This window comes from Sphingobacteriia bacterium (assembly GCA_017304685.1).
In the GTDB taxonomy this organism is placed as follows: domain Bacteria; phylum Pseudomonadota; class Alphaproteobacteria; order Rickettsiales; family 33-17; genus JAFKLR01.
Genome location: JAFKLR010000005.1, coordinates 18,549 through 37,663, shown reverse-complemented (window position 1 = coordinate 37,663; position 19,115 = coordinate 18,549). Strand labels below are relative to the sequence as shown.

At 30.0% G+C, this 19,115-nt stretch carries 14 protein-coding genes and 1 tRNA gene; 13 read left to right on the top strand and 2 right to left on the bottom strand.

Features of this window, described 5'->3' with window-relative positions:
• Positions 1 to 3 precede the first annotated feature (3 nt).
• The 3 genes from J0H68_08950 to J0H68_08940 are packed head-to-tail and all read left to right on the top strand — an operon-like array spanning position 4 to position 5,679.
• Complete coding sequence (locus J0H68_08950) at positions 4 to 882, top strand: glycine--tRNA ligase subunit alpha (GenBank protein ID MBN8828820.1); 879 nt, start codon at positions 4 to 6, stop codon at positions 880 to 882.
• Positions 883 to 927: 45 nt separating this feature from the next.
• Positions 928 to 3,018, top strand: coding sequence for a glycine--tRNA ligase subunit beta (locus J0H68_08945; protein ID MBN8828819.1), 2,091 nt, complete (start codon positions 928 to 930; stop codon positions 3,016 to 3,018).
• Between the two features lie 3 nt (positions 3,019 to 3,021).
• Positions 3,022 to 5,679 carry a pyruvate, phosphate dikinase gene (locus J0H68_08940; GenBank protein MBN8828818.1) on the top strand — a complete coding sequence of 886 codons (2,658 nt, stop codon included), beginning with the start codon at positions 3,022 to 3,024 and terminating at the stop codon, positions 5,677 to 5,679.
• A 4-nt stretch (positions 5,680 to 5,683) separates the two neighbouring features.
• On the opposite strand, the gene J0H68_08935 is transcribed toward J0H68_08940, so the two are convergent.
• Positions 5,684 to 6,820: a hypothetical protein gene (locus tag J0H68_08935; GenBank protein MBN8828817.1), complete on the bottom strand. Its 1,137-nt coding sequence runs from the start codon at positions 6,818 to 6,820 to the stop codon at positions 5,684 to 5,686.
• Positions 6,821 to 6,935: 115 nt separating this feature from the next.
• On the opposite strand from J0H68_08935, the gene J0H68_08930 reads away from it, so the two are divergent.
• The 10 genes from J0H68_08930 to lon all read left to right on the top strand — a co-directional run bounded on the left by J0H68_08930 (position 6,936) and on the right by lon (position 17,276).
• Positions 6,936 to 7,904 carry an AAA family ATPase gene (locus J0H68_08930; GenBank protein ID MBN8828816.1) on the top strand — a complete coding sequence of 323 codons (969 nt, stop codon included), beginning with the start codon at positions 6,936 to 6,938 and terminating at the stop codon, positions 7,902 to 7,904.
• 44 nt (positions 7,905 to 7,948) lie between these two features.
• Positions 7,949 to 8,596 (top strand): tRNA (adenosine(37)-N6)-threonylcarbamoyltransferase complex dimerization subunit type 1 TsaB, encoded by a 648-nt coding sequence (gene tsaB, locus J0H68_08925; GenBank protein ID MBN8828815.1) that lies wholly within the window; start codon positions 7,949 to 7,951, stop codon positions 8,594 to 8,596.
• The gene (locus J0H68_08920; protein ID MBN8828814.1) at positions 8,596 to 9,300 is read left to right on the top strand and encodes an RNA methyltransferase; all 705 of its coding nucleotides are present in this window, start codon (positions 8,596 to 8,598) and stop codon (positions 9,298 to 9,300) included. Before tsaB ends, J0H68_08920 begins: the two co-directional genes overlap by 1 nt.
• Positions 9,301 to 9,404: 104 nt before the next feature.
• On the top strand, positions 9,405 to 10,022 hold the full coding sequence (rpsD, locus tag J0H68_08915; protein MBN8828813.1) for a 30S ribosomal protein S4: 618 nt from the start codon (positions 9,405 to 9,407) through the stop codon (positions 10,020 to 10,022).
• Between the two features lie 161 nt (positions 10,023 to 10,183).
• Positions 10,184 to 11,140, top strand: coding sequence for a hypothetical protein (locus tag J0H68_08910; protein ID MBN8828812.1), 957 nt, complete (start codon positions 10,184 to 10,186; stop codon positions 11,138 to 11,140).
• 190 nt (positions 11,141 to 11,330) lie between these two features.
• A tRNA-Leu gene (locus tag J0H68_08905) sits at positions 11,331 to 11,415 on the top strand.
• A gap of 57 nt (positions 11,416 to 11,472) precedes the next feature.
• The gene (locus J0H68_08900; protein MBN8828811.1) at positions 11,473 to 12,750 is read left to right on the top strand and encodes a trigger factor; all 1,278 of its coding nucleotides are present in this window, start codon (positions 11,473 to 11,475) and stop codon (positions 12,748 to 12,750) included.
• 98 nt (positions 12,751 to 12,848) lie between these two features.
• Positions 12,849 to 13,454, top strand: a complete 606-nt coding sequence (clpP, locus tag J0H68_08895) for an ATP-dependent Clp endopeptidase proteolytic subunit ClpP (GenBank protein ID MBN8828810.1) — start codon at positions 12,849 to 12,851, stop codon at positions 13,452 to 13,454.
• A gap of 64 nt (positions 13,455 to 13,518) precedes the next feature.
• Positions 13,519 to 14,814 carry an ATP-dependent Clp protease ATP-binding subunit ClpX gene (gene clpX / locus J0H68_08890; GenBank protein MBN8828809.1) on the top strand — a complete coding sequence of 432 codons (1,296 nt, stop codon included), beginning with the start codon at positions 13,519 to 13,521 and terminating at the stop codon, positions 14,812 to 14,814.
• 32 nt (positions 14,815 to 14,846) lie between these two features.
• Positions 14,847 to 17,276: an endopeptidase La gene (gene lon, locus J0H68_08885; protein MBN8828808.1), complete on the top strand. Its 2,430-nt coding sequence runs from the start codon at positions 14,847 to 14,849 to the stop codon at positions 17,274 to 17,276.
• A gap of 40 nt (positions 17,277 to 17,316) precedes the next feature.
• Here lon and J0H68_08880 read toward each other — a convergent pair whose 3' ends face one another.
• Entirely contained in the window at positions 17,317 to 19,005 is a 1,689-nt protein-coding gene (locus J0H68_08880; protein MBN8828807.1) for an ankyrin repeat domain-containing protein, read from the bottom strand.
• Between the last annotated feature and the right edge of the window lie 110 nt (positions 19,006 to 19,115).

The following is a 19,115-nucleotide window of genomic DNA, read 5'->3' as shown; positions in this document are numbered from 1 at the left end:
GTCATGCGCTATAATGCTTCAGAGTCATTTCAAGATTTAATTTTATCTCTCCACGATTATTGGCAAAATTTAGGGTGTGTCATTTTAGAACCTTATGATATGGAAATGGGGGCTGGCACTTTTCATCCTGCTACACCTTTAATGGGAATAGGTCCAAGACCTGTAAAAGCAGCCTATGTGCAGCCATCTAGAAGGCCAACTGATGGAAGATATGGTGAAAATCCAAATAGATTGTATAAGTTTCATCAATATCAGGTTATTCTTAAGCCTTCACCTGAAAATATTGTTGAATTATATCTCGATAGTTTGAGAACAATAGGTATCGATCCTAAAGAACATGATATTCGGTTTGTAGAGGACGATTGGGAAAGTCCAACTTTAGGAGCATGGGGACTAGGTTGGGAAGTGTGGTGTGACGGCATGGAAATATCGCAATTTACTTATATGCAGCAAATAGGTGGAATTGAGTGTGATCCTATTACAGGAGAATTAACATATGGTCTCGAACGTATTGCAATGTACTTACAGAATAAAGAAAATGTGTACGATTTAAAATTTAATAATCCAAAAGATCCCCAAGATGCATATACTTATGGTGATTTGTATAAGCGTAACGAAAAAGAAATGACGGCATTTTGTTTAGATTATGCTAACACTGACATATTAAAAAATCATTTCAAAGATTCTGAACAGGAGTGTGAAAAGTTAATTGATTTAAAGCTTGCGCTACCTGCTTATGAACAATGTATTAAGGCTAGTAATTATTTTAATGTCTTAGATGCAAGAGGGGTAATAAGTGTTAGCGATAGAGCAAGCTATATTGCTCGGGTACGTGCACTTGCAAAAAAATGTATAGAAACTTATTTAAATAATGCAAATTAAATTATAAAAAGATTTACTCTTTAATAGGGATTTTTAGGTTACAACATGGCTGAGCTTCTTTTAGAAATATTATCTGAAGAAATACCTTCAAGAATGCAATTAAATGCTCGTGAGCAATTAAAAAAAGTTTTTACTGAAGGGCTAACAAAAAATAATCTAAGTGCTACAAAAATTCAAAGTTTTGTGTCAACCAGAAGATTAGTTTTGTTTGCAGAAAAAATTGAAGTTTCTTCAAATGCAAATTTAGAAGTTAAAGGTCCAAAAACAGATGCGCTTGTTCAAGCTGTTGAAGGTTTTGCTCGTAAATATAATAAAGAAATAAGTGATTTAGAAAAAAGGCAAACCGAGAAAGGTGAATTTTATTTTTTAGTTAATAAAATAAGTTCACAACAAATATTAGAAGTTTTAACTAATCTTATAAATGATATTTTATTAAACTTTACCTGGCCAAAATCAATGCGCTGGAGTAACAATTCAAAATCTTGGGTAAGGCCTATTAGAAATATACTATGTCTTTATGATGGTAAAATTTTACCAGTGAATTTTGAAAACATTAAAGCAAATCGACAGTCAATTGGGCATAGATTTTTAAGTGATGGGTGGTTTGAAGTTAGATATTTTGTAGATTATAGTGAAAATCTTAAAAAACGCTTCGTAATATTAGATTTTGAAGAAAAATTAAAATATATTGAATCAGAAATTTTAAAAATAGCAGAAGAAAATAATTTAGTTTGTAAAAGCGATAATAAATTATTAGAAGAAGTTGCAGGGCTTGTGGAATGGCCAAGTGTATTACTTGGAAAATTTAAAAGCGAATTTTTAAACGTACCTGAACCTATACTTACTATTACAATGAAAACTCATCAAAGATATTTTCCTCTTTATAAAAAAAATGGAGATTTGAGTAATTACTTTATTGCAGTTGCAAATTCTGATCAGAAAGCTAGTAAAACAATTATACAAGGTAATGAAAAAGTTTTAGCAGCTCGCCTTTCAGATGCTCAATTCTTTTTTGAACAAGATATAAAGAATAAATTACTAAATAATATACCTAAACTTAGTAGAATAACTTTTCATGCTAAACTTGGTAATATGCAAGAAAAAGTGGAAAGATTATCTAAGTTAGCATTGTTTATTGCTATGTGGGTGCCATTTGCAAATCTGGAAAAAGTTGAAAAAGCTGCAAATCTTGCTAAAGCTGATTTAATGACCTATATAGTTCAAGAATTTCCAGAACTTCAGGGTTTAATGGGAAAAATTTATGCTGAATTAGAAGGATATGATAAAGAAGTATATGAAGCTATTCAAACCCATTATCTTCCTCTTGGTCCTGAATCACAACTCCCTGAAATTCCAGAAGCAATCACAGTATCACTTGCAGATAAAATAGATAATATAGTAGGTTTTTTTAGTATTGATGAAATTCCTACCAGTTCAAAAGATCCATATGCTTTAAGAAGAGCAGCTTTAGGGATAATTAGAATAATTATACAACATAATATTCAAATACCACTAAAGATAGTGCTCGATACTTCTTTTACATTATACCCTTCACATTATTTTAAAAATAATGAAGTGAAAGAAAATGTTGTTAAAAAACATCGTCGTGTAGTTGAGGAAATTATAGAATTTATCTTTGAAAGATTTAAATATTATAAAAAATTGCAAGGAATAAGGCAGGATGTATTTGATGCAGTTATGGCTTTAACAGATAGTGATAATCTTGCTACAATCAATAATAAAATAGTTTTACTAGAAAAATTACTTGCAGATGGAAGTAAGCAACAAATATTAATAGCATTAAATAGGGTGGAAAGTATTTTATATGCAAATGAAGATGATAAACATTCATTAAAAGTAAATGAAAAATTATTTGAAAATACTTTTGAGAGTGATTTATTTGAACTAATAAATGATATAAAAAATGATGCGCTCAAATATTTAAAGTATCAAAAATATGAAAAACTTTTTGAAGTAATTAGTGTGTTAGTTAATCCAATAAATCAATTTTTTGATAACGTTATAGTTAATGATGAAAGGCCAGAGATTAGAAAAAATAGATTAGCCTTATTACAAAATATTCAAGAACTAACGAAAGGATTAGCTAATTTTTCAATGTTAAATTTTAGGAATTAGAACATGGAGAAGTACGTTTATACATTTGGTGATGGTAAAGCTGAAGGAGAATCAAAGATGCGCGATCTCTTAGGAGGTAAAGGCGCTAACTTAGCTGAAATGTGTAAAATTGGATTGCCGGTACCACCAGGGTTTACTATTACTACTGATGTATGCGTGCATTATTATAAAAATAACAAGCAAATACCTATTTCTTTAACGGATCAAGTCAAAGCTGGTATACAATATATTGAAAATATTATTGGACATAAATTTGGAGATACCAAAAATCCTCTACTAGTGTCAGTACGTTCAGGAGCTAGAGCTTCAATGCCTGGTATGATGGATACTATTTTAAACCTTGGCTTAAATGATGAAACAGTCGAAGCTATTGCAAACAATACTAATAATATTCGTTTTGCTTATGATAGTTATCGTAGGTTTATTCAAATGTATTCGGATGTTGTTTTAGATGTTCATGCAAGTAGTTTTGAAGATATACTTGAACTTAAAAAATTAGATAAAGGTGTTCACGAAGATACAGAATTAGATGCTGATGATTTAAAAGATTTAGTAAAACAATATAAAAAATTAGTTCTTGATACTACAGGTAAGCCATTTCCAAATTCAGTTGAAGAGCAATTATGGGGAGCGATTTATGCTGTGTTTGCTTCCTGGATGAATTCACGAGCAATCGTTTATCGCAAAATGCATGATATTCCTGAAGCTTGGGGAACAGCAGTTAATATACAAGCTATGGTGTTTGGTAACATGGGAGAAACCTCAGCTACTGGAGTATGTTTTACAAGAGATCCTTCTACTGGTGATAAATATTTATATGGTGAATATTTAATTAATGCTCAAGGTGAAGATGTAGTAGCAGGTATTAGAACTCCTCAACAAATAACTGTTCATGGAAAGAAATTAAATAATTCTACCCTTCCTTCTATGGAAGAGACGATGCCAGTTGTATTTGATGAATTATGTGAATTATATAAAAAATTAGAAAATCACTATCAAGATATGCAAGATATAGAATTTACTGTTCAAAATGGTAAATTATGGATATTGCAAACTCGTTCTGGAAAAAGAAGTGCAAAAGCAAGTATGAAAATTGCCGTTGATTTAGTAAGTGAAGGTTTGATTACAAAGGAAGTTGCTATTACTAGAGTGAATCCAAATTCATTAGATCAATTACTTCATCCGACACTTGATCCTAATGCAAAATATAAACTTATTGATAAAGGACTTCCAGCATCACCAGGAGCAGCTTCTGGTAAAGTAGTATTTTCAGCAGAAGATGCTGAGAGATTTTCGGCGAATGGGTTAAAAGTTATTTTAGTTCGTACCGAAACAAGCCCTGAAGATATTCACGGAATGATTGTAGCGCAAGGAATTTTAACTTCACGTGGAGGCATGACATCGCATGCAGCAGTAGTAGCTCGAGGTATGGGTAAACCATGCGTATGTGGTGCATCAAATATTAATATAGATTATAAAAATAGAATGTTTCGCGCAGGTGATTTAATAGTAAAAGAAGGTGAGGTTATTACTATTAACGGTAGTAGCGGTGAAGTAATTATTGGTGAAGTTCCAACTGTGAAACCTGATTTATCAGAAGATTTTAAAAAAATTATGTTATGGGCTGACGAAATAAGGTCATTAAAGGTTAGAACAAATGCTGAAACTCCACAAGATGTAAAAACTGCTCGTGAATTTGGCGCAGAAGGGATTGGTCTTTGTCGTACTGAGCATATGTTTTTTGAGCCAAATCGTATTATAGCTATTCGTGAAATGATACTTTCAGATTCAAGTGAAGGTAGAAAAAAAGCCTTAGCAAAGTTATTACCGATGCAAAAAGAAGATTTTATACAAATATTTAAGATAATGGACGGTTATCCGGTAACCATTAGGTTACTTGATCCACCTTTACATGAATTTTTACCTCATAAAGAAGAAGAATTTGAAGAAATAGCAAGCTATGCCGGTTTAAGTGTGCATCAAGTTAAATTAAGAACAAGTCATTTGCATGAAGCTAATCCAATGCTTGGTCATAGAGGATGTAGACTTGCTATTTCTTATCCTGAAATATATGAAATGCAAGTTGAAGCTATCATAAGGGCTGCTATAGAGATGAGTATGGAAGGCGTAAAAGTTTATCCAGAAATCATGGTGCCGCTTGTTATGAGTAAAAAAGAAATAGAAATAATAAAAGAATTAATTGATAAAACAATAAAAAGAATTTTTGTAGAAGCAAAAACTGAGTTGCCGTATTTAGTAGGTACAATGATTGAACTTCCAAGAGCAGCTTTAAAAGCTCATGAAATTGCTGAATATGCAGAATTCTTTAGTTTTGGTACAAACGACTTAACTCAAACAACACTTGGAATGTCACGTGATGATTCTTCCTCCTTTATAGGTTGCTACAAAGATGTAGGGATTTTTACTAATGATCCATTTGCAAGTCTTGATGAAGAAGGAGTTGGTGAGCTAATGCAAATAGCAAGCGAGCGTGGTAAAAAAACTAGAAAAGATTTAAAACTTGGAATTTGCGGAGAACATGGTGGCAACCCTGATGCTATTAAATTTTGCCATAAGATTGGTTTAAATTATGTTTCTTGTTCACCATTTAGAGTACCAATTGCACGTCTTGCAGCTGCACAAGCAAAAGTATTAAATTAAAAAATTATTTAATTGAAGTAAGTTGAGAGTCAATAGATGATGTAAGATTTATTGACTCATTACTAGATCGAAATGATCTCTTATTTTGAAAATAACAATTACAGTACTCTTGTATATCTTTATGCATAAATGATAGAAGAGGGTAATCATTATTTAAATTCTTCCTTTCCAAGCTTGTAGTAATATTTAAAAATTTCTCTTGATCTTTAATTTTTGAATCAAATAATGTTATTAATGTGCTAATTTCCTCGTTTTCCATTCTACTTAGAGTAATAATTTCAAATATATTATTACTAATAACATCAAATGTATAATTAGCGTATTTTTCTTGGTATTTTACTTTGAAATTACCTTCTAAAAATTTTCTTATCTTATTTAAAACTTTACTAAATTTTGCATTATCTAATAAAGTAGTTATGCAAAACATTTTTCTAGAGTAGTGATTATTATCGTATAAAGGAGTTCTACAAAATTCATAAATGGCGTTTAAATTTTTTTTAAATTCATTACGCATGCTTTCTAATCTTAAACCTAAATAAAATCCTAACATAGAAGGAAAATATAAGATTTTTATATCAAGACTTTTTTCTTTTAAATACTCATAAGTAATATTAAATGACTTATTAGGAAATATACGTGAAATTAAATAAGCAGTGTTAAAAGGTATGAATATATTCTTTTCAAAATGTTGATCTAAGTAATTTTCAATAATTAAACTCACGCTATTTTTGACAGCTTCTTTTTGCGCCTTATCCCCTTGAAAATTATAGGTAGCTAATAACAAGCCATTAATAAATGCAGAAATTTTTACAAGATTTTCTAAATATTCGTCTTTATAAATAATATAATTATATTCAGGGTGAACTAAACTAAACTTTGCTAGAGTTTGAAAGAAATTTTTTAAAGAAATATTTGAAGATTTTTCCATTTCTTGTAAAATTTCAATTGCTTCAAATATATTTAATTCTAAAGTTTGAATGAATTGTAGTTCATTACTTATTTCATCAATTCCGTTAAAAGCTTTTAATTGTTTACTAAATATTTCTATTGCTTTTACCCTAGTTTCTAAATTTGGGGCAATGTTTATTATTTCAGGCAAAATATCTGGTTTATCTAATTGAATTCTAAAATTATGTAACATATAGGTAACTAATATAAATTTAATAAATTACAGATAAATTTTTAAAAATTTAAATATCTCTTGTATTTTATATAACTGAATTTTATAAATAAAAAAGGGAATTAATAGGTTAAAGATGAAAATTTTTCATAAAAAACAAATTGTTGCAGAAGTTGAAACGACAAAAAATGTTAAAGAGTTATTTAATTTAGAAACTAATATTGAAGTTGCTATTTTAAAAGATGATAACTCATATATACCTAAAATAGATCCGACGTATGTTTTTAATGAAGAAACAACTCTGGCAATTTTAGCTGGTTTTTCCTACAAAAAAAATGTTTTAATTCAAGGTTTACATGGTACTGGTAAGTCAACTCATATTGAACAGGTAGCTGCAAGACTTAATTGGCCTTGTATTAGAGTAAATTTAGACGGTAATCTAACACGTACCGATTTTATTGGTAGAGATTATATCATTATAAAAGATAATAAACAAATTACAGAATTTAAAGAAGGAATCCTTCCTTGGGCTGTGAAAAATGGTATAGCATTAGTACTAGATGAATATGATGCTGCAAGACCAGAATTTTTATTTATCTTACAAAGACTTTTAGAAAACGAGGGCAAATTAGTTTTAATTGATGAAAATCAAGTAATTGAACCTCATCCAAATTTTCGTATATTTGCAACTGCTAATACACTAGGTTCAGGAGATTTTATTGGCATTTATGCAGGTACCAATCAACTTAACCAAGCTCAAATTGATAGATGGCATATTGTAGTAAGCCTTGACTATATTTCTCCTGAAGTAGAAGAAAAAATAGTTACAAGTAAAGTGCCTGAATTAGAAAGTTTAATCGGTCTAAATAATGTAAGAAATATGATAAATATTGCAAACTTAGTTAGAAAAGGTTTTGCAGGAGGAGAGATAACTACTGTACTAACTCCTAGAACTTTGATTAACTGGGCTGAGAATATTTTAATATTCGGTAGTATAAAAAAAGCTCTTATATATACTTATACAAATAAATTACTACCAGATGAAAAAGGTTTAGTAGCAGAATTTTATCAACGTATTTTCGTAGAAGAATTATTTACAAATTAAATTTTTCAGGCAATATACATCCAAAATTAACAATGGATAATTAAATGTATAGATTAGCAGTAGAAACTGCCAATAGTTCATGTTCAGTTGCTTTGATTCATGGTAATGAAATTATAGATTTTATAATTGATGAAACGCCTTCACAGCAATCAAAGATGTTATTTACTTTGTTAAATACAATTTTAGAAAGCAATAAGCTAACTTACGATAATATAGAAGCTATAGGTGTTGCGGTAGGCCCTGGTAGTTTTACAGGCATAAGAATTGGTGTTGCAGGTTGTGTTGGAGTGAATATTGCTAAAAATATTCCCCTTATTGGGATAACAAATCTTCAAGCTGCGCTGGCAGGAAGTTTAGATAAGAATACTATAAAACCGGTTGCAGTTATACTTGATGCCTCAAGAGGATACATTTATACAGAATTATATTCTAATGAATTAAAATCTATAAAAGAACCAGAAATGCTTAAAATAGAAGAGTTTGCAGATTATATAAACAATGAAAATGTATTTCTCTGTGGAAGTGGATCTTTATTAGTTAAAGGACAATATGATAATTTGAACAATAAAGTGACTACTGCAGAAGACGTAGCTAAAGCCTTGCTTTTAATTGGTAAAAAAGTTTTAAAACCTTATCCATGTGTGCCTCTATACATTAGAGAGCCTGATGTAACCTTATCTAAGAAAAAATAATGGAATTTATAATTGTATTAGATAAGCCGCAGATGGGTGAAAATATAGGTGCTGCTGCAAGAGTAATGGCTAATTTTGGTATAGAAGAGTTGAGAATTGTAAACCCACGTGACGGTTGGCCAAATGAAACAGCTAGTTACATGGCAACTTGCGGAAGTTATATTATTGAAAATGCTAAAATATACACTGATCTTAAAGAAGCTATTAGCGATGCTGATTATGTAATTGGCACTATGGGTAGAGATTTAAGTGATTTTTCTAAACCAATATATACGCCAAGGTATTTAAATAAATTATTAGGTTTTAAAAAAGTGGTAATAATTTTTGGTTGCGAAAGAGTGGGGTTAAATAACGAAGAATTAAGTTTATGTTCTGCGGTTTTAACGATTGATACTAAAGAAAAGTGTAAATCTATGAATCTAGCGCAAGCTGTAGCAGTTATATGCTACGAAATTAGTCAAATAAATATTGATACTTACAAGTTAAAACATGAAATTGATGGGGAGATAGCCACTCAAACTGAAGTTAGTGAAATGCTTCAGCATCTTGAAGATGAATTAACAAGAAAGAATTTTTTCCAGGAACCCAGCAAAAAGCCACGAATGATGATAAATATTAGGAACATGTTTAATAGAAATATCTTTTCAAAACAGGAAGTTAGAACCCTTAGGGGTATAATAAGGACACTATCAAAGGATAATTAACGGCTAAAATCAATATAAATAATTTATTATTGACATTCCTATCACATTTAGGTAAATATAGGGCATTATTTATTATCAACTCTATTTATTAGTGGTTTAATTCAGTGACAAAGATATTACAATCAAAACACAAAATTAGCCGTCGTTATGGTCAAAACCTTTGGGGTTCTGCAAAAAGCCCAGTTTTAAGAAAAAACTATAAGCCAGGCCAACACGGTCCGAATTCATCAACAAAGCTTTCTGATCATGGTGTTCAGTTAAAAGCTAAACAATTGCTTAAAGGTTACTATGGAAGAATTACTGAAAAGCAATTTGAAGCTTATTATAAGGAAGCTGTAAGATTAAGAGGCAACAACTCAGATAACTTAGTTGGTCTTCTCGAAAGAAGATTAGATACAGTAGTTTATCGTTTAAACTTTGCTGCAACAATTTTTGCTGCTCGTCAGATGGTTTCTCATAAACATATTAAAGTTAATGGTAAAGTGGTGAATATACCAAGTTATTTAATTAAACCAGGTGATGTTATTGAAGTTCTTGAATCATATCGTGAAAACGTGCATGTTCTTGAAGCAATACAAAAAATGGAACGTGATGTACCTTCATATTTAGAAGTGGATCCTAAAGCTCTCCATGGGAAATATGTATTTATTCCAAAATTAACTGACATTCCATATCCAATTAAAATGGAACCACATTTAGTAATTGAGTACTACTCAAGCTAATTAGTACAAGTTTACATATTAAATTTTAAAAAGCCCTTAAGTATTTGTTCTTAAGGGCTTTTTTTATTATATATTTAAAAATTGTTAAATAAATGTTAATTAAGATATTTTTTTAGTAAGTTTTATGCTATATTATGTAAAAATATTAGATAGGTTTAAAAATGATTAAATCAACTGATTACCAAAAAAAGAAAATTAATACAGGCTACTATAGCGTTTTTGAATTTTTAGCTAGTACAATTAGTTGGTTTTTTAAATTAGAAAAGCGTATTGAGCCAGAAAATGCAAACTATGGCACAATAGACTTTATCAGTCATTATGCTAACCATTCAAAGGGACTAGAAAATTCGACTCAACGAACTTCTTTAATTAAAGCGTTATATAACAGAAGGCGTTATAATGAAGAATTTTATCCACAAGATGATAAAGAAATGATTAAAGGTTCTTTTCAACCTTTAAAGGATTTAAAAAGAGGATTGCAAAACTTTTTAAATGGTGAGCGTTTTAGATTTAAATCATCTAAATATGTTAAATATGAAGTAATGAAGCCATTATATGGTTTAGGAAATATTATACGTGGTATTGGAGAACTTTTACTAATATTACCTACGTATGTATTGAATGAGAAGCAATTTTTTACTTCTGATAAAAATGAAAAATGGGTAAGGGTAGGAATAGAGTATAAACCTTTAAATATTAACATATTAAAAGCTTGGGCAATTGAAGGTGGTTTAAGTATAGTTAAAGGGGCAATGCAAATTGTTTCTACTCCTTTAAGCTATTTTACAGTTTTGCCCTTTAGAGCGTTATACACTTCTTTTAAAGGATATAAACCTATTGAGCAAAATAAAGACATTCAGGCTTTAATTAAAAAAGGGCGAAATCTCCTTAAAGATCCTCATAAAAATTTATTAAGTAGTAATGTGGAATTAGAGTTTCAATCTTCACCATTCGACAGAAAAGCAAAATTCATTAGAACTGAAATTGAAAGAAAAGTAAAAAAATATGCAGCGCGTGGTCAACTAAAAGAAGTAAAAGATTGGAATTACATGAATTCTTCTACTGAACAAGGAAAGCTAAAGAGCGTATTAGATAATTTAACGCCACAACAAAGATAGAAAACTAGGCTTATTATAATTAATAATAGTTATACAAAAGATAGCTAAAACTTCCATAAAGAGCATTTAACGAAGTGTTCATAAAAAAAATTTAAGAAATATTTGAATTAATAAAATTTAAATATTACTCATGTTTTTTCTTGTAGTGTCCTTAAATCCTTGCTATTAATATCCAAATTATTAAAATTACGCGGATGTGGCGAAACTGGTAGACGCGCAAGATTTAGGTTCTTGTAACGAAAGTTGTGGGGGTTCAAGTCCCTTCATCCGCACCATATAACTTTAAGTTTTATAAGCTAAAAATTATAAAGCTCATATAAAGAGAGGATTGCATGCAAGTTACAGAAACTCAAAACAAAGGTTTAATCAGAGAATTTGATGTTACCATTCCATATACAAATATAGAAGATGGAATTGCTGATGAATTAAATAAGCTTCAGCCTACAGTTTCTATTCCAGGATTTAGAAAAGGTAAAGCTCCACTTAAAATTTTACGTACAAAATATGAACATGAAGTCATTTCTAATGTGGTAGAAAAATTAGTAGCAAAAACTATCGATGATATTTGTAAAGATAGAAAAATTAAACCTGCCTTACAACCGAAATTAGATTTTGAAAACTTTATAAAAGGTAAAGATTTAAATTTTAAAGCGCATATTGAAATTTTCCCAGAGTTTGAAAATATTGATTTCTCAAAAATCAGTATTGATAGATATAAAGTAGAAGTTTCGGATAAAGAATTAGAAAATATTATTAATGATATTAGAAAAAATCATAGAGAATTTATTCCAGTTGAAAGCAAATCTCATAAATTAAAAGAAGGTGAAATTGCTGTTATTGATTTTGTGGGTAAAATTGATGGAGTAGAATTCGAAGGTGGAAAGGGATCAAATCATGAACTTGAAATTGGCTCAAAATCTTTTATTGAAGGTTTTGAAAGTCAATTAATTGGGTTAAAAAAAGGTGATACCAAAACTGTAAAAGTTACTTTTCCAGAAGGATATCATGCTAAAGATTTGGCAGGAAAACCAGCTGAATTTGATGTTACAATTAATGAAATAAAAGTGCCTGGCGATCTTCCAGAACTTAATGATGAATTTCCTAAAAAAGTAGGTTTAAATGCAAAAGACCTAGAAGAATTTAAAAGTAAAATTAAACTTGCTAAAGAAAATGATTTAAAATCTTCCTCTTATAATTTTAGTAAGAAAGATTTATTTGATAAACTAATGAATAAGTTAGATCAAGATGTTCCTCCAACACTTTTAGAACAAGAACTACAAAATATTAAGTCTATGAAAGTTGATGAAAGTGAAGAAGAGCTTAATAAGCTTGCTCGTAGAAGGGTTTTGTTAAGCTTGCTATTCATTAAGATTGCAGATGATAATCATATTAATGTTAGTCAGCAAGATGTAAGAAATGGGATATTTGACCAAGCAAGAAAATACCCAGGTATGGAAATGCAAATAATAGATCTATACAGTAAAAACCAATATCTTGTTAATGAAATTAAAAACTCACTTCTTGAAGATAAAGTAGTTGATTATGTTATGAAACAAGTTCAAATTAATGAAATGCCAATTAGTATGGATGAATTTTTGGTAAAACTTTAAAATTTTATAGAATATAAAATTTTTGCATGATAGTATGTTATTAGAACATATAAAAGGGAAAGTGTATGACAGATATCATTAATCGTTTTGAAGAATATATGGATTTAGTACCAATTGTTGTTGAGCAAACTCACAGAGGTGAGCGTTCATATGATATCTTTTCACGTCTCTTAAAAGAAAGGATTATATTTTTAGTTGGTCCTGTACATGATACTATGGCAAGCTTAATAGTAGCTCAATTGTTATTCCTTGAAGCTGAAAACCCAGATAAAGATATTTGGATGTATATAAATTCTCCAGGAGGAGTAGTAACTTCAGGTTTGTCAATTTATGATACTATGCAATATATCAAACCTAAAGTTTCAACTCTTTGTATTGGTCAAGCTTGTTCAATGGGCTCATTATTGCTAACTGCAGGCGAGCCAGGAATGAGGTTCTCTTTACCAAATTCAAGAATCATGATTCACCAACCGTCAGGTGGATTTAGAGGACAGGCAACAGATATAGAAATTCATGCTAAAGAAATTTTAGATCTTAAATATAGATTAAATAATATTTATGTTAAGCATACTGGTCAAAACTTAAAAACAATTGAGCAGAATATGGAGCGTGATAATTTCATGTCGGCAGAAAAAGCTTTAGAATTTGGTTTAATTGATAAAGTTGTAGATAAAAGACCACTTGAAATATCAAATCCGGCTTAATATATATAAATAGAATATATAATATAATTATTGAATTTTTTTAAATACATTAAGGGGCATCTATATGGCGAGATCAGATGACAAAGAAGGGAAGGGAACCCTCTATTGTTCATTCTGTGGTAAAAGTCAGCATGAAGTTAAAAAGCTTATAGCAGGTCCAACAGTTTTTATTTGTGATGAATGCGTTGACCTTTGTGCAGATATTATTAAGGATGAAAATAAAGTTTCGCCAGTAAAAAAGGTAGATTCTTTACCACGACCAAAAGAGATTTATGACGAATTAAATAATTACGTTATAGGACAAGAACAGGCTAAAAGAACATTAGCGGTAGCTGTTTATAATCATTATAAAAGATTACTTAACCTTGAAAAGGGTAACTCTGAAGTTGAAATAGCTAAATCTAATATTCTTTTAATTGGACCAACAGGTAGCGGTAAAACTTTACTTGCACAAACACTTGCAAGGTTTTTAAATGTACCATTTGCTGTTGCAGATGCTACTTCCTTAACAGAAGCAGGTTATGTAGGTGAAGACGTTGAGAATATTATCCTTAGATTATTGCAAAATGCAGACTATAATGTCGAAAGAGCTCAGAAAGGGATTGTTTATATTGATGAAGTAGATAAAATATCGCGTAAGTCAGATAACCCTTCAATAACTCGTGATGTATCAGGTGAAGGTGTACAACAAGCACTATTAAAAATTGTTGAAGGTACAATTGCTGCTGTACCACCACAAGGTGGCAGAAAACATCCGCAACAAGAATTTTTACAAGTTGATACAACTAATATTCTTTTTATATGCGGTGGAGCATTTGAAGGTATTGAAAAAATTATTTCTGATAGATTAAATAAAGGATCAATAGGATTTAATGCTATTGTTAAATCTAAAGAGACTCCAAGAACTAGAGAAATATTACCTAAAATTGAACCGGGTGATTTAGTAAAATATGGCTTGATCCCTGAGTTCGTAGGAAGGCTTCCAGTAATTGCTACATTACATGATCTTGATGAAGCAAGTTTAATTGACATTTTAACTAAACCAAAAAATGCAATTATTAAGCAATATCAAAAACTATTTGAGATGGATAATGTAGAAATAGATTTTGAGCCAGAGGCACTAGACGCAATAGCTAAAAAAGCTATTCAACGTAAAACCGGTGCAAGAGGGCTTCGAGCTATTATGGAAGAAATCTTGATGGATGTAATGTTTGAGGTTCCTAATTCTAAGGACATACAAAAAATAATTATTACTTCAGCAGTTGTTAATCAGAATTCTACACCTATATTAGTAAATAGCGGTAGTGCAGAAACTGTTAAGAAAAAGGGAACTACAAAATCGGCCCCTAAGTCTTCTTAAGAGCTTTCTTTAATCATTATTTTAGGTAGCTTATGGAAACTATAGAAGAACAACAAAATGTTAAACCTTATGCTGTCTTACCACTTAGAGATATAGTAATTTTCCCAAAAATTATCGTAACTCTCTATGTGGGTAGAGAAAAATCTCTTCAAGCTATCGATTATGCAATTAATAGCTCAGCTAATAAAATTATACTTGTAGCTCAAAAGGATCCAAGTATTGAAGATCCTACTAATTTTGATTTATATAATTATGGAATTATAGGCAATATTCTTCAAATATTAAAATTGACCGATGGCACGCTTAAAATTTTAGTAGAAGCAGAGAATAGAGTTAAAGTAAAAAAATATATTAACTCTGATAATTATCTTCTTTGTGAAGCAGAAATAATAGATGATTATGCTGACGAAAATGATATTGAAATGTTAGCATTAAGTCGTTCAATTAAAAATGATTTTGAATATTATTCTAAACATAGTCGTAAAGTTAATCCTGACCTACAAGCTATTGTCTCTTCAAATACCGATGCATTAAAACTTTCAAACCTAGTTGCTTATAACTTACCTATTTCGATTGATGAAAAACAAAGATTATTAGAAATTCCATTTATTAAACAAAGATTAGAAGAAATTCTTAAATATTTGAGCAGAGAAATAAATTTAATTGACGCTGAACAAAAAATTAAGTCTCGCGTTAAGAAACAAATGGAAAAAACTCAGAAGGAATATTATCTCAATGAACAATTGAAGGCTATCCAAAATGAATTGGGTGACGGTGATGATAAAAATGAAGTTAAAATTCTTGAAGCTCAAATAAGAAAAACAAAACTTCCAAGGGAAGCAAAAGAAAAATTAGAAAATGAGCTTAAAAAACTAAAAATGATGAATATGATGTCTGCTGAGGCATCAGTAATACGTAATTATCTTGATACTGTTCTTGCTTTGCCATGGAATAAGCTTACTAAATCAAAACTTGAATTAGATAAAGCCCAAAAAATCTTAGAACGTGACCATTATGGTTTAGAAAAAGTTAAAGAGCGCATAATTGAATATTTAGCTGTTCAAAAAAGAACTGATAAACTTAAAAGCCCGATTATATGTTTAGTTGGTCCTCCTGGTGTTGGTAAAACCTCTTTAGCTAAATCAATTGCTGAAGCAACTGGTAGAAATTTTGCAAGAATCTCACTAGGTGGCGTACGTGATGAAGCAGAAATTAGAGGTCATAGGAAAACATATATAGGTGCTATGCCTGGCAAAATTATTAATGCTCTTAAGAAAAGTAAATCTTCTAATCCAGTTATTTTGCTAGATGAAATTGATAAAATCGGTATGGATTTTAGAGGAGATCCAACTTCTGCATTATTAGAAGTTTTAGATCCTGCGCAAAACTCAACCTTTGTTGATCATTACGTTGAGCTTGAATTTGATTTATCAAATGTAATGTTTATTGCAACAGCTAATTCAACTAATATGCCTCGCCCGTTACTTGATAGAATGGAAATGATAAGACTTTCAGGTTATACTGAAGAAGAAAAAGTAGAGATTGCTGAAAGGCATTTAATTTCTAAAGTTTCCAAAGAACATGGTATTAAATCAGGTGAATGGAAAATTAAGCGTGAAGCAATAGTTGAGTTAATTAGAAGTTATACACGAGAAGCAGGTGTAAGAAATCTGGAAAGGGAACTTGCAAAAATTACACGTAAATCATTAAAAGAAATTTTAATGAATAAAGACGTAAAAAATATTACCATTACATCTGAAAATTTAGAAAAATATTCTGGTGTAAAACGTTTCTTACAAACTGAAGTTACTAAAGCAGATAAAATAGCTGTTACTAATGGTCTTGCTTATACGGAAGTAGGAGGAGAATTGCTATATATAGAAGCAGTGACGTTCCCAGGAAAAGGAGCGGTTAAAGTAACAGGTAAATTAGGTGAGGTTATGCAAGAATCCGCGCAAGCTGCCTTAAGTTTTGTAAAATCTAGAAGTTTAGATTTTGGAATACTCCCTTCAATTATTAAAAACAAAGATTTACATATTCATGTACCTGAAGGTGCAACCCCAAAAGATGGCCCTTCGGCAGGTGTTGCAATTTGTACAACAATAGTCTCAGTATTAACTAATATTCCAGTAAGGCATGATATAGCAATGACGGGGGAAATTACTTTGAGTGGTAGAGTACTTGCAATTGGCGGGTTAAAAGAAAAATTATTAGCAGCTCAAAGAAGTGGAATAAAAACAGTTTTAATACCTGAAGAAAATAGAAAAGATTTAGCAGAAATTCCTGAGAATGTTAAAAATACTCTGGAGATCATTCCTGTAGAAAGGGTAGAGAAAGTTTTTGAACATGCATTAATTAAAGAACTTGTACCTATTGCTTCTGATCATCCAGAGCTTCTTGCTGAACTTGCTCCTAAAAAACCACGAAGCGGTGATGATTTGGAAGATTATATTACGCACTAACTTTTAAAGGAGAGGTTTAAACCTCTCCTTTAAACTTATACTACTTTTCTTTACACTTTTCATTTTTAGATTTTTCTTCGTAATCTAACCTATTATTAGATTCTGTATTTTCAATAATATTTACATTAGATGTTGGTAAACTATTACTGGCAACATTATTAGGAATAGGAAAGCTTAACATTGAATATAAGTATGAACGTACAGATATAAGAGCTGAGTTAAATGTTGAATTGGTAAAATCTACAATATTTTCAGCTGCTTTTTTTATTATTTTACGTTCTGTAGTTATTAACCCTGGTAATAGATTTCTTATTTTATCATTTTTTGCTACATCATACGGAGTTTGACCCTTTTTATTTTTTAAATCAGCTATAATATTAGGATCTTCGAGTAATTTCCTTACAATAGCTTCTTTTCCATTTTCAGCAGCATGATGTAATATTGTGTCACCACTTAAATTTTGATAATTGAGATCAATACCGTTTTCCATTAAAATTTCGAAAGTTTTAACGTCATCATTTTTAATTAATGAGATCAAGTAGGTGTTAAGTAATTCTGGTGATAAATTACTAATGTTAATTTCTTTTACAAAGTATCTCATATATTCACGCATTGTGTTGGAACTGATTTCATTGAAAATTTCTATACCCCCAATACAACTACTCGTACACGCTCCATGGTTTAATAATAGTTTGAATGCTTCTAAATTATTATTTTGGACTGCAAGATACAAAGGAAAAGTGTTAAGGCCAAAAATATCTTCCACATTTGGATTAGCACCATGTTTAAGTAAAATATGAACAATTTTATTTAAACCATGATTAATTGCAAAATGTAAGCAAGGTTCCCCATTTGGCATTTTAGAATTTGGATTAGCACCTTGTCTCAATAAGTCTCGTACTAAATCTTCATTTTGATTAAGATTTTGACATAATTGTGTATTTAAATTTATATAAACATCTAAAGCGTTTTTTATATCTTGTGAAACATTTTTATAGGAATCAAGTTCAACGATAGCTCCCTTTTCACTAATTAAAGATTCTAATTTCTCTAGATCTTCTAAAGTTAACTCTGTTTTATTTAAAAGCTCTAATAATTGTAACTGAATTGCTACCACTGTAAAAGGTCTGTTATGATTACATTTACCTTGGAAATTGCGAAGCTTATTAAGTATTTCATTACTAAAAGAATCAGGGGCAGTTAAAATTTCATTTAGTTTTTTTATATCCCCTCTATAGGCTGCAGTAATTGCTTGATCTATAGATTTAGATCTAGGGTGAGAATTAATGAAATCTATAACTAAATCAGTTACTGCACTTCCGTTTAAAATATAATTTCTTATCGATTTTAAATCTTGTTTTGCTATATATTTATTATAATATTTTTTTTCAATAAACCTCATTACACTGTGGTTCATAGGATAACCTTTAGTTATAAGATCCTGAATTAAATTTATATTGTTTTCTGTTATAGCTTCAGAATAAATCTTTTGTAGAATTTTTAAGGATATTGAGGGAGTATATGGGTTATTTTTAATATACGCTTCTTCTACACGAATTAAATATTTCCCAATTTCATTCAACAATTTTGAAGTTTGAAAAGTATTTGAAGAAAAAGGTAAATAGCCCAATATTTTAGCTAAAATTTCTGAAGGCAACTCACTTAAATAATCCTGAGTATCTTCATTTAAGAGGCTACTATTTTCGTTTAATTGCTTAGATAATGACATTTTATCCTCTAATAAGATTTAAGGAGTAAAATTAACATAATATTAATTAAAAGTAAAAATAAAAATATGCTTTAATCTAAAATTAATAAAATTGCAATTTTAAAATATTG

Bases quoted from the DNA above. Each gene is read 5' to 3' on its own strand.
- clpX (MBN8828809.1), top strand. From the start codon at position 13,519: ATGGCGAGATCAGATGACAAAGAAGGGAAGGGAACCCTCTATTGTTCA.
- J0H68_08940 (MBN8828818.1), top strand. From the start codon at position 3,022: ATGGAGAAGTACGTTTATACATTTGGTGATGGTAAAGCTGAAGGAGAA.
- J0H68_08920 (MBN8828814.1), top strand. From the start codon at position 8,596: ATGGAATTTATAATTGTATTAGATAAGCCGCAGATGGGTGAAAATATA.
- J0H68_08935 (MBN8828817.1), bottom strand. From the start codon at position 6,820: ATGTTACATAATTTTAGAATTCAATTAGATAAACCAGATATTTTGCCT.
- J0H68_08900 (MBN8828811.1), top strand. From the start codon at position 11,473: ATGCAAGTTACAGAAACTCAAAACAAAGGTTTAATCAGAGAATTTGAT.
- J0H68_08880 (MBN8828807.1), bottom strand. From the start codon at position 19,005: ATGTCATTATCTAAGCAATTAAACGAAAATAGTAGCCTCTTAAATGAA.
- clpP (MBN8828810.1), top strand. From the start codon at position 12,849: ATGGATTTAGTACCAATTGTTGTTGAGCAAACTCACAGAGGTGAGCGT.
- J0H68_08930 (MBN8828816.1), top strand. From the start codon at position 6,936: ATGAAAATTTTTCATAAAAAACAAATTGTTGCAGAAGTTGAAACGACA.
- J0H68_08910 (MBN8828812.1), top strand. From the start codon at position 10,184: ATGATTAAATCAACTGATTACCAAAAAAAGAAAATTAATACAGGCTAC.
- J0H68_08950 (MBN8828820.1), top strand. From the start codon at position 4: ATGCGCTATAATGCTTCAGAGTCATTTCAAGATTTAATTTTATCTCTC.
- tsaB (MBN8828815.1), top strand. From the start codon at position 7,949: ATGTATAGATTAGCAGTAGAAACTGCCAATAGTTCATGTTCAGTTGCT.
- J0H68_08945 (MBN8828819.1), top strand. From the start codon at position 928: ATGGCTGAGCTTCTTTTAGAAATATTATCTGAAGAAATACCTTCAAGA.
- lon (MBN8828808.1), top strand. From the start codon at position 14,847: ATGGAAACTATAGAAGAACAACAAAATGTTAAACCTTATGCTGTCTTA.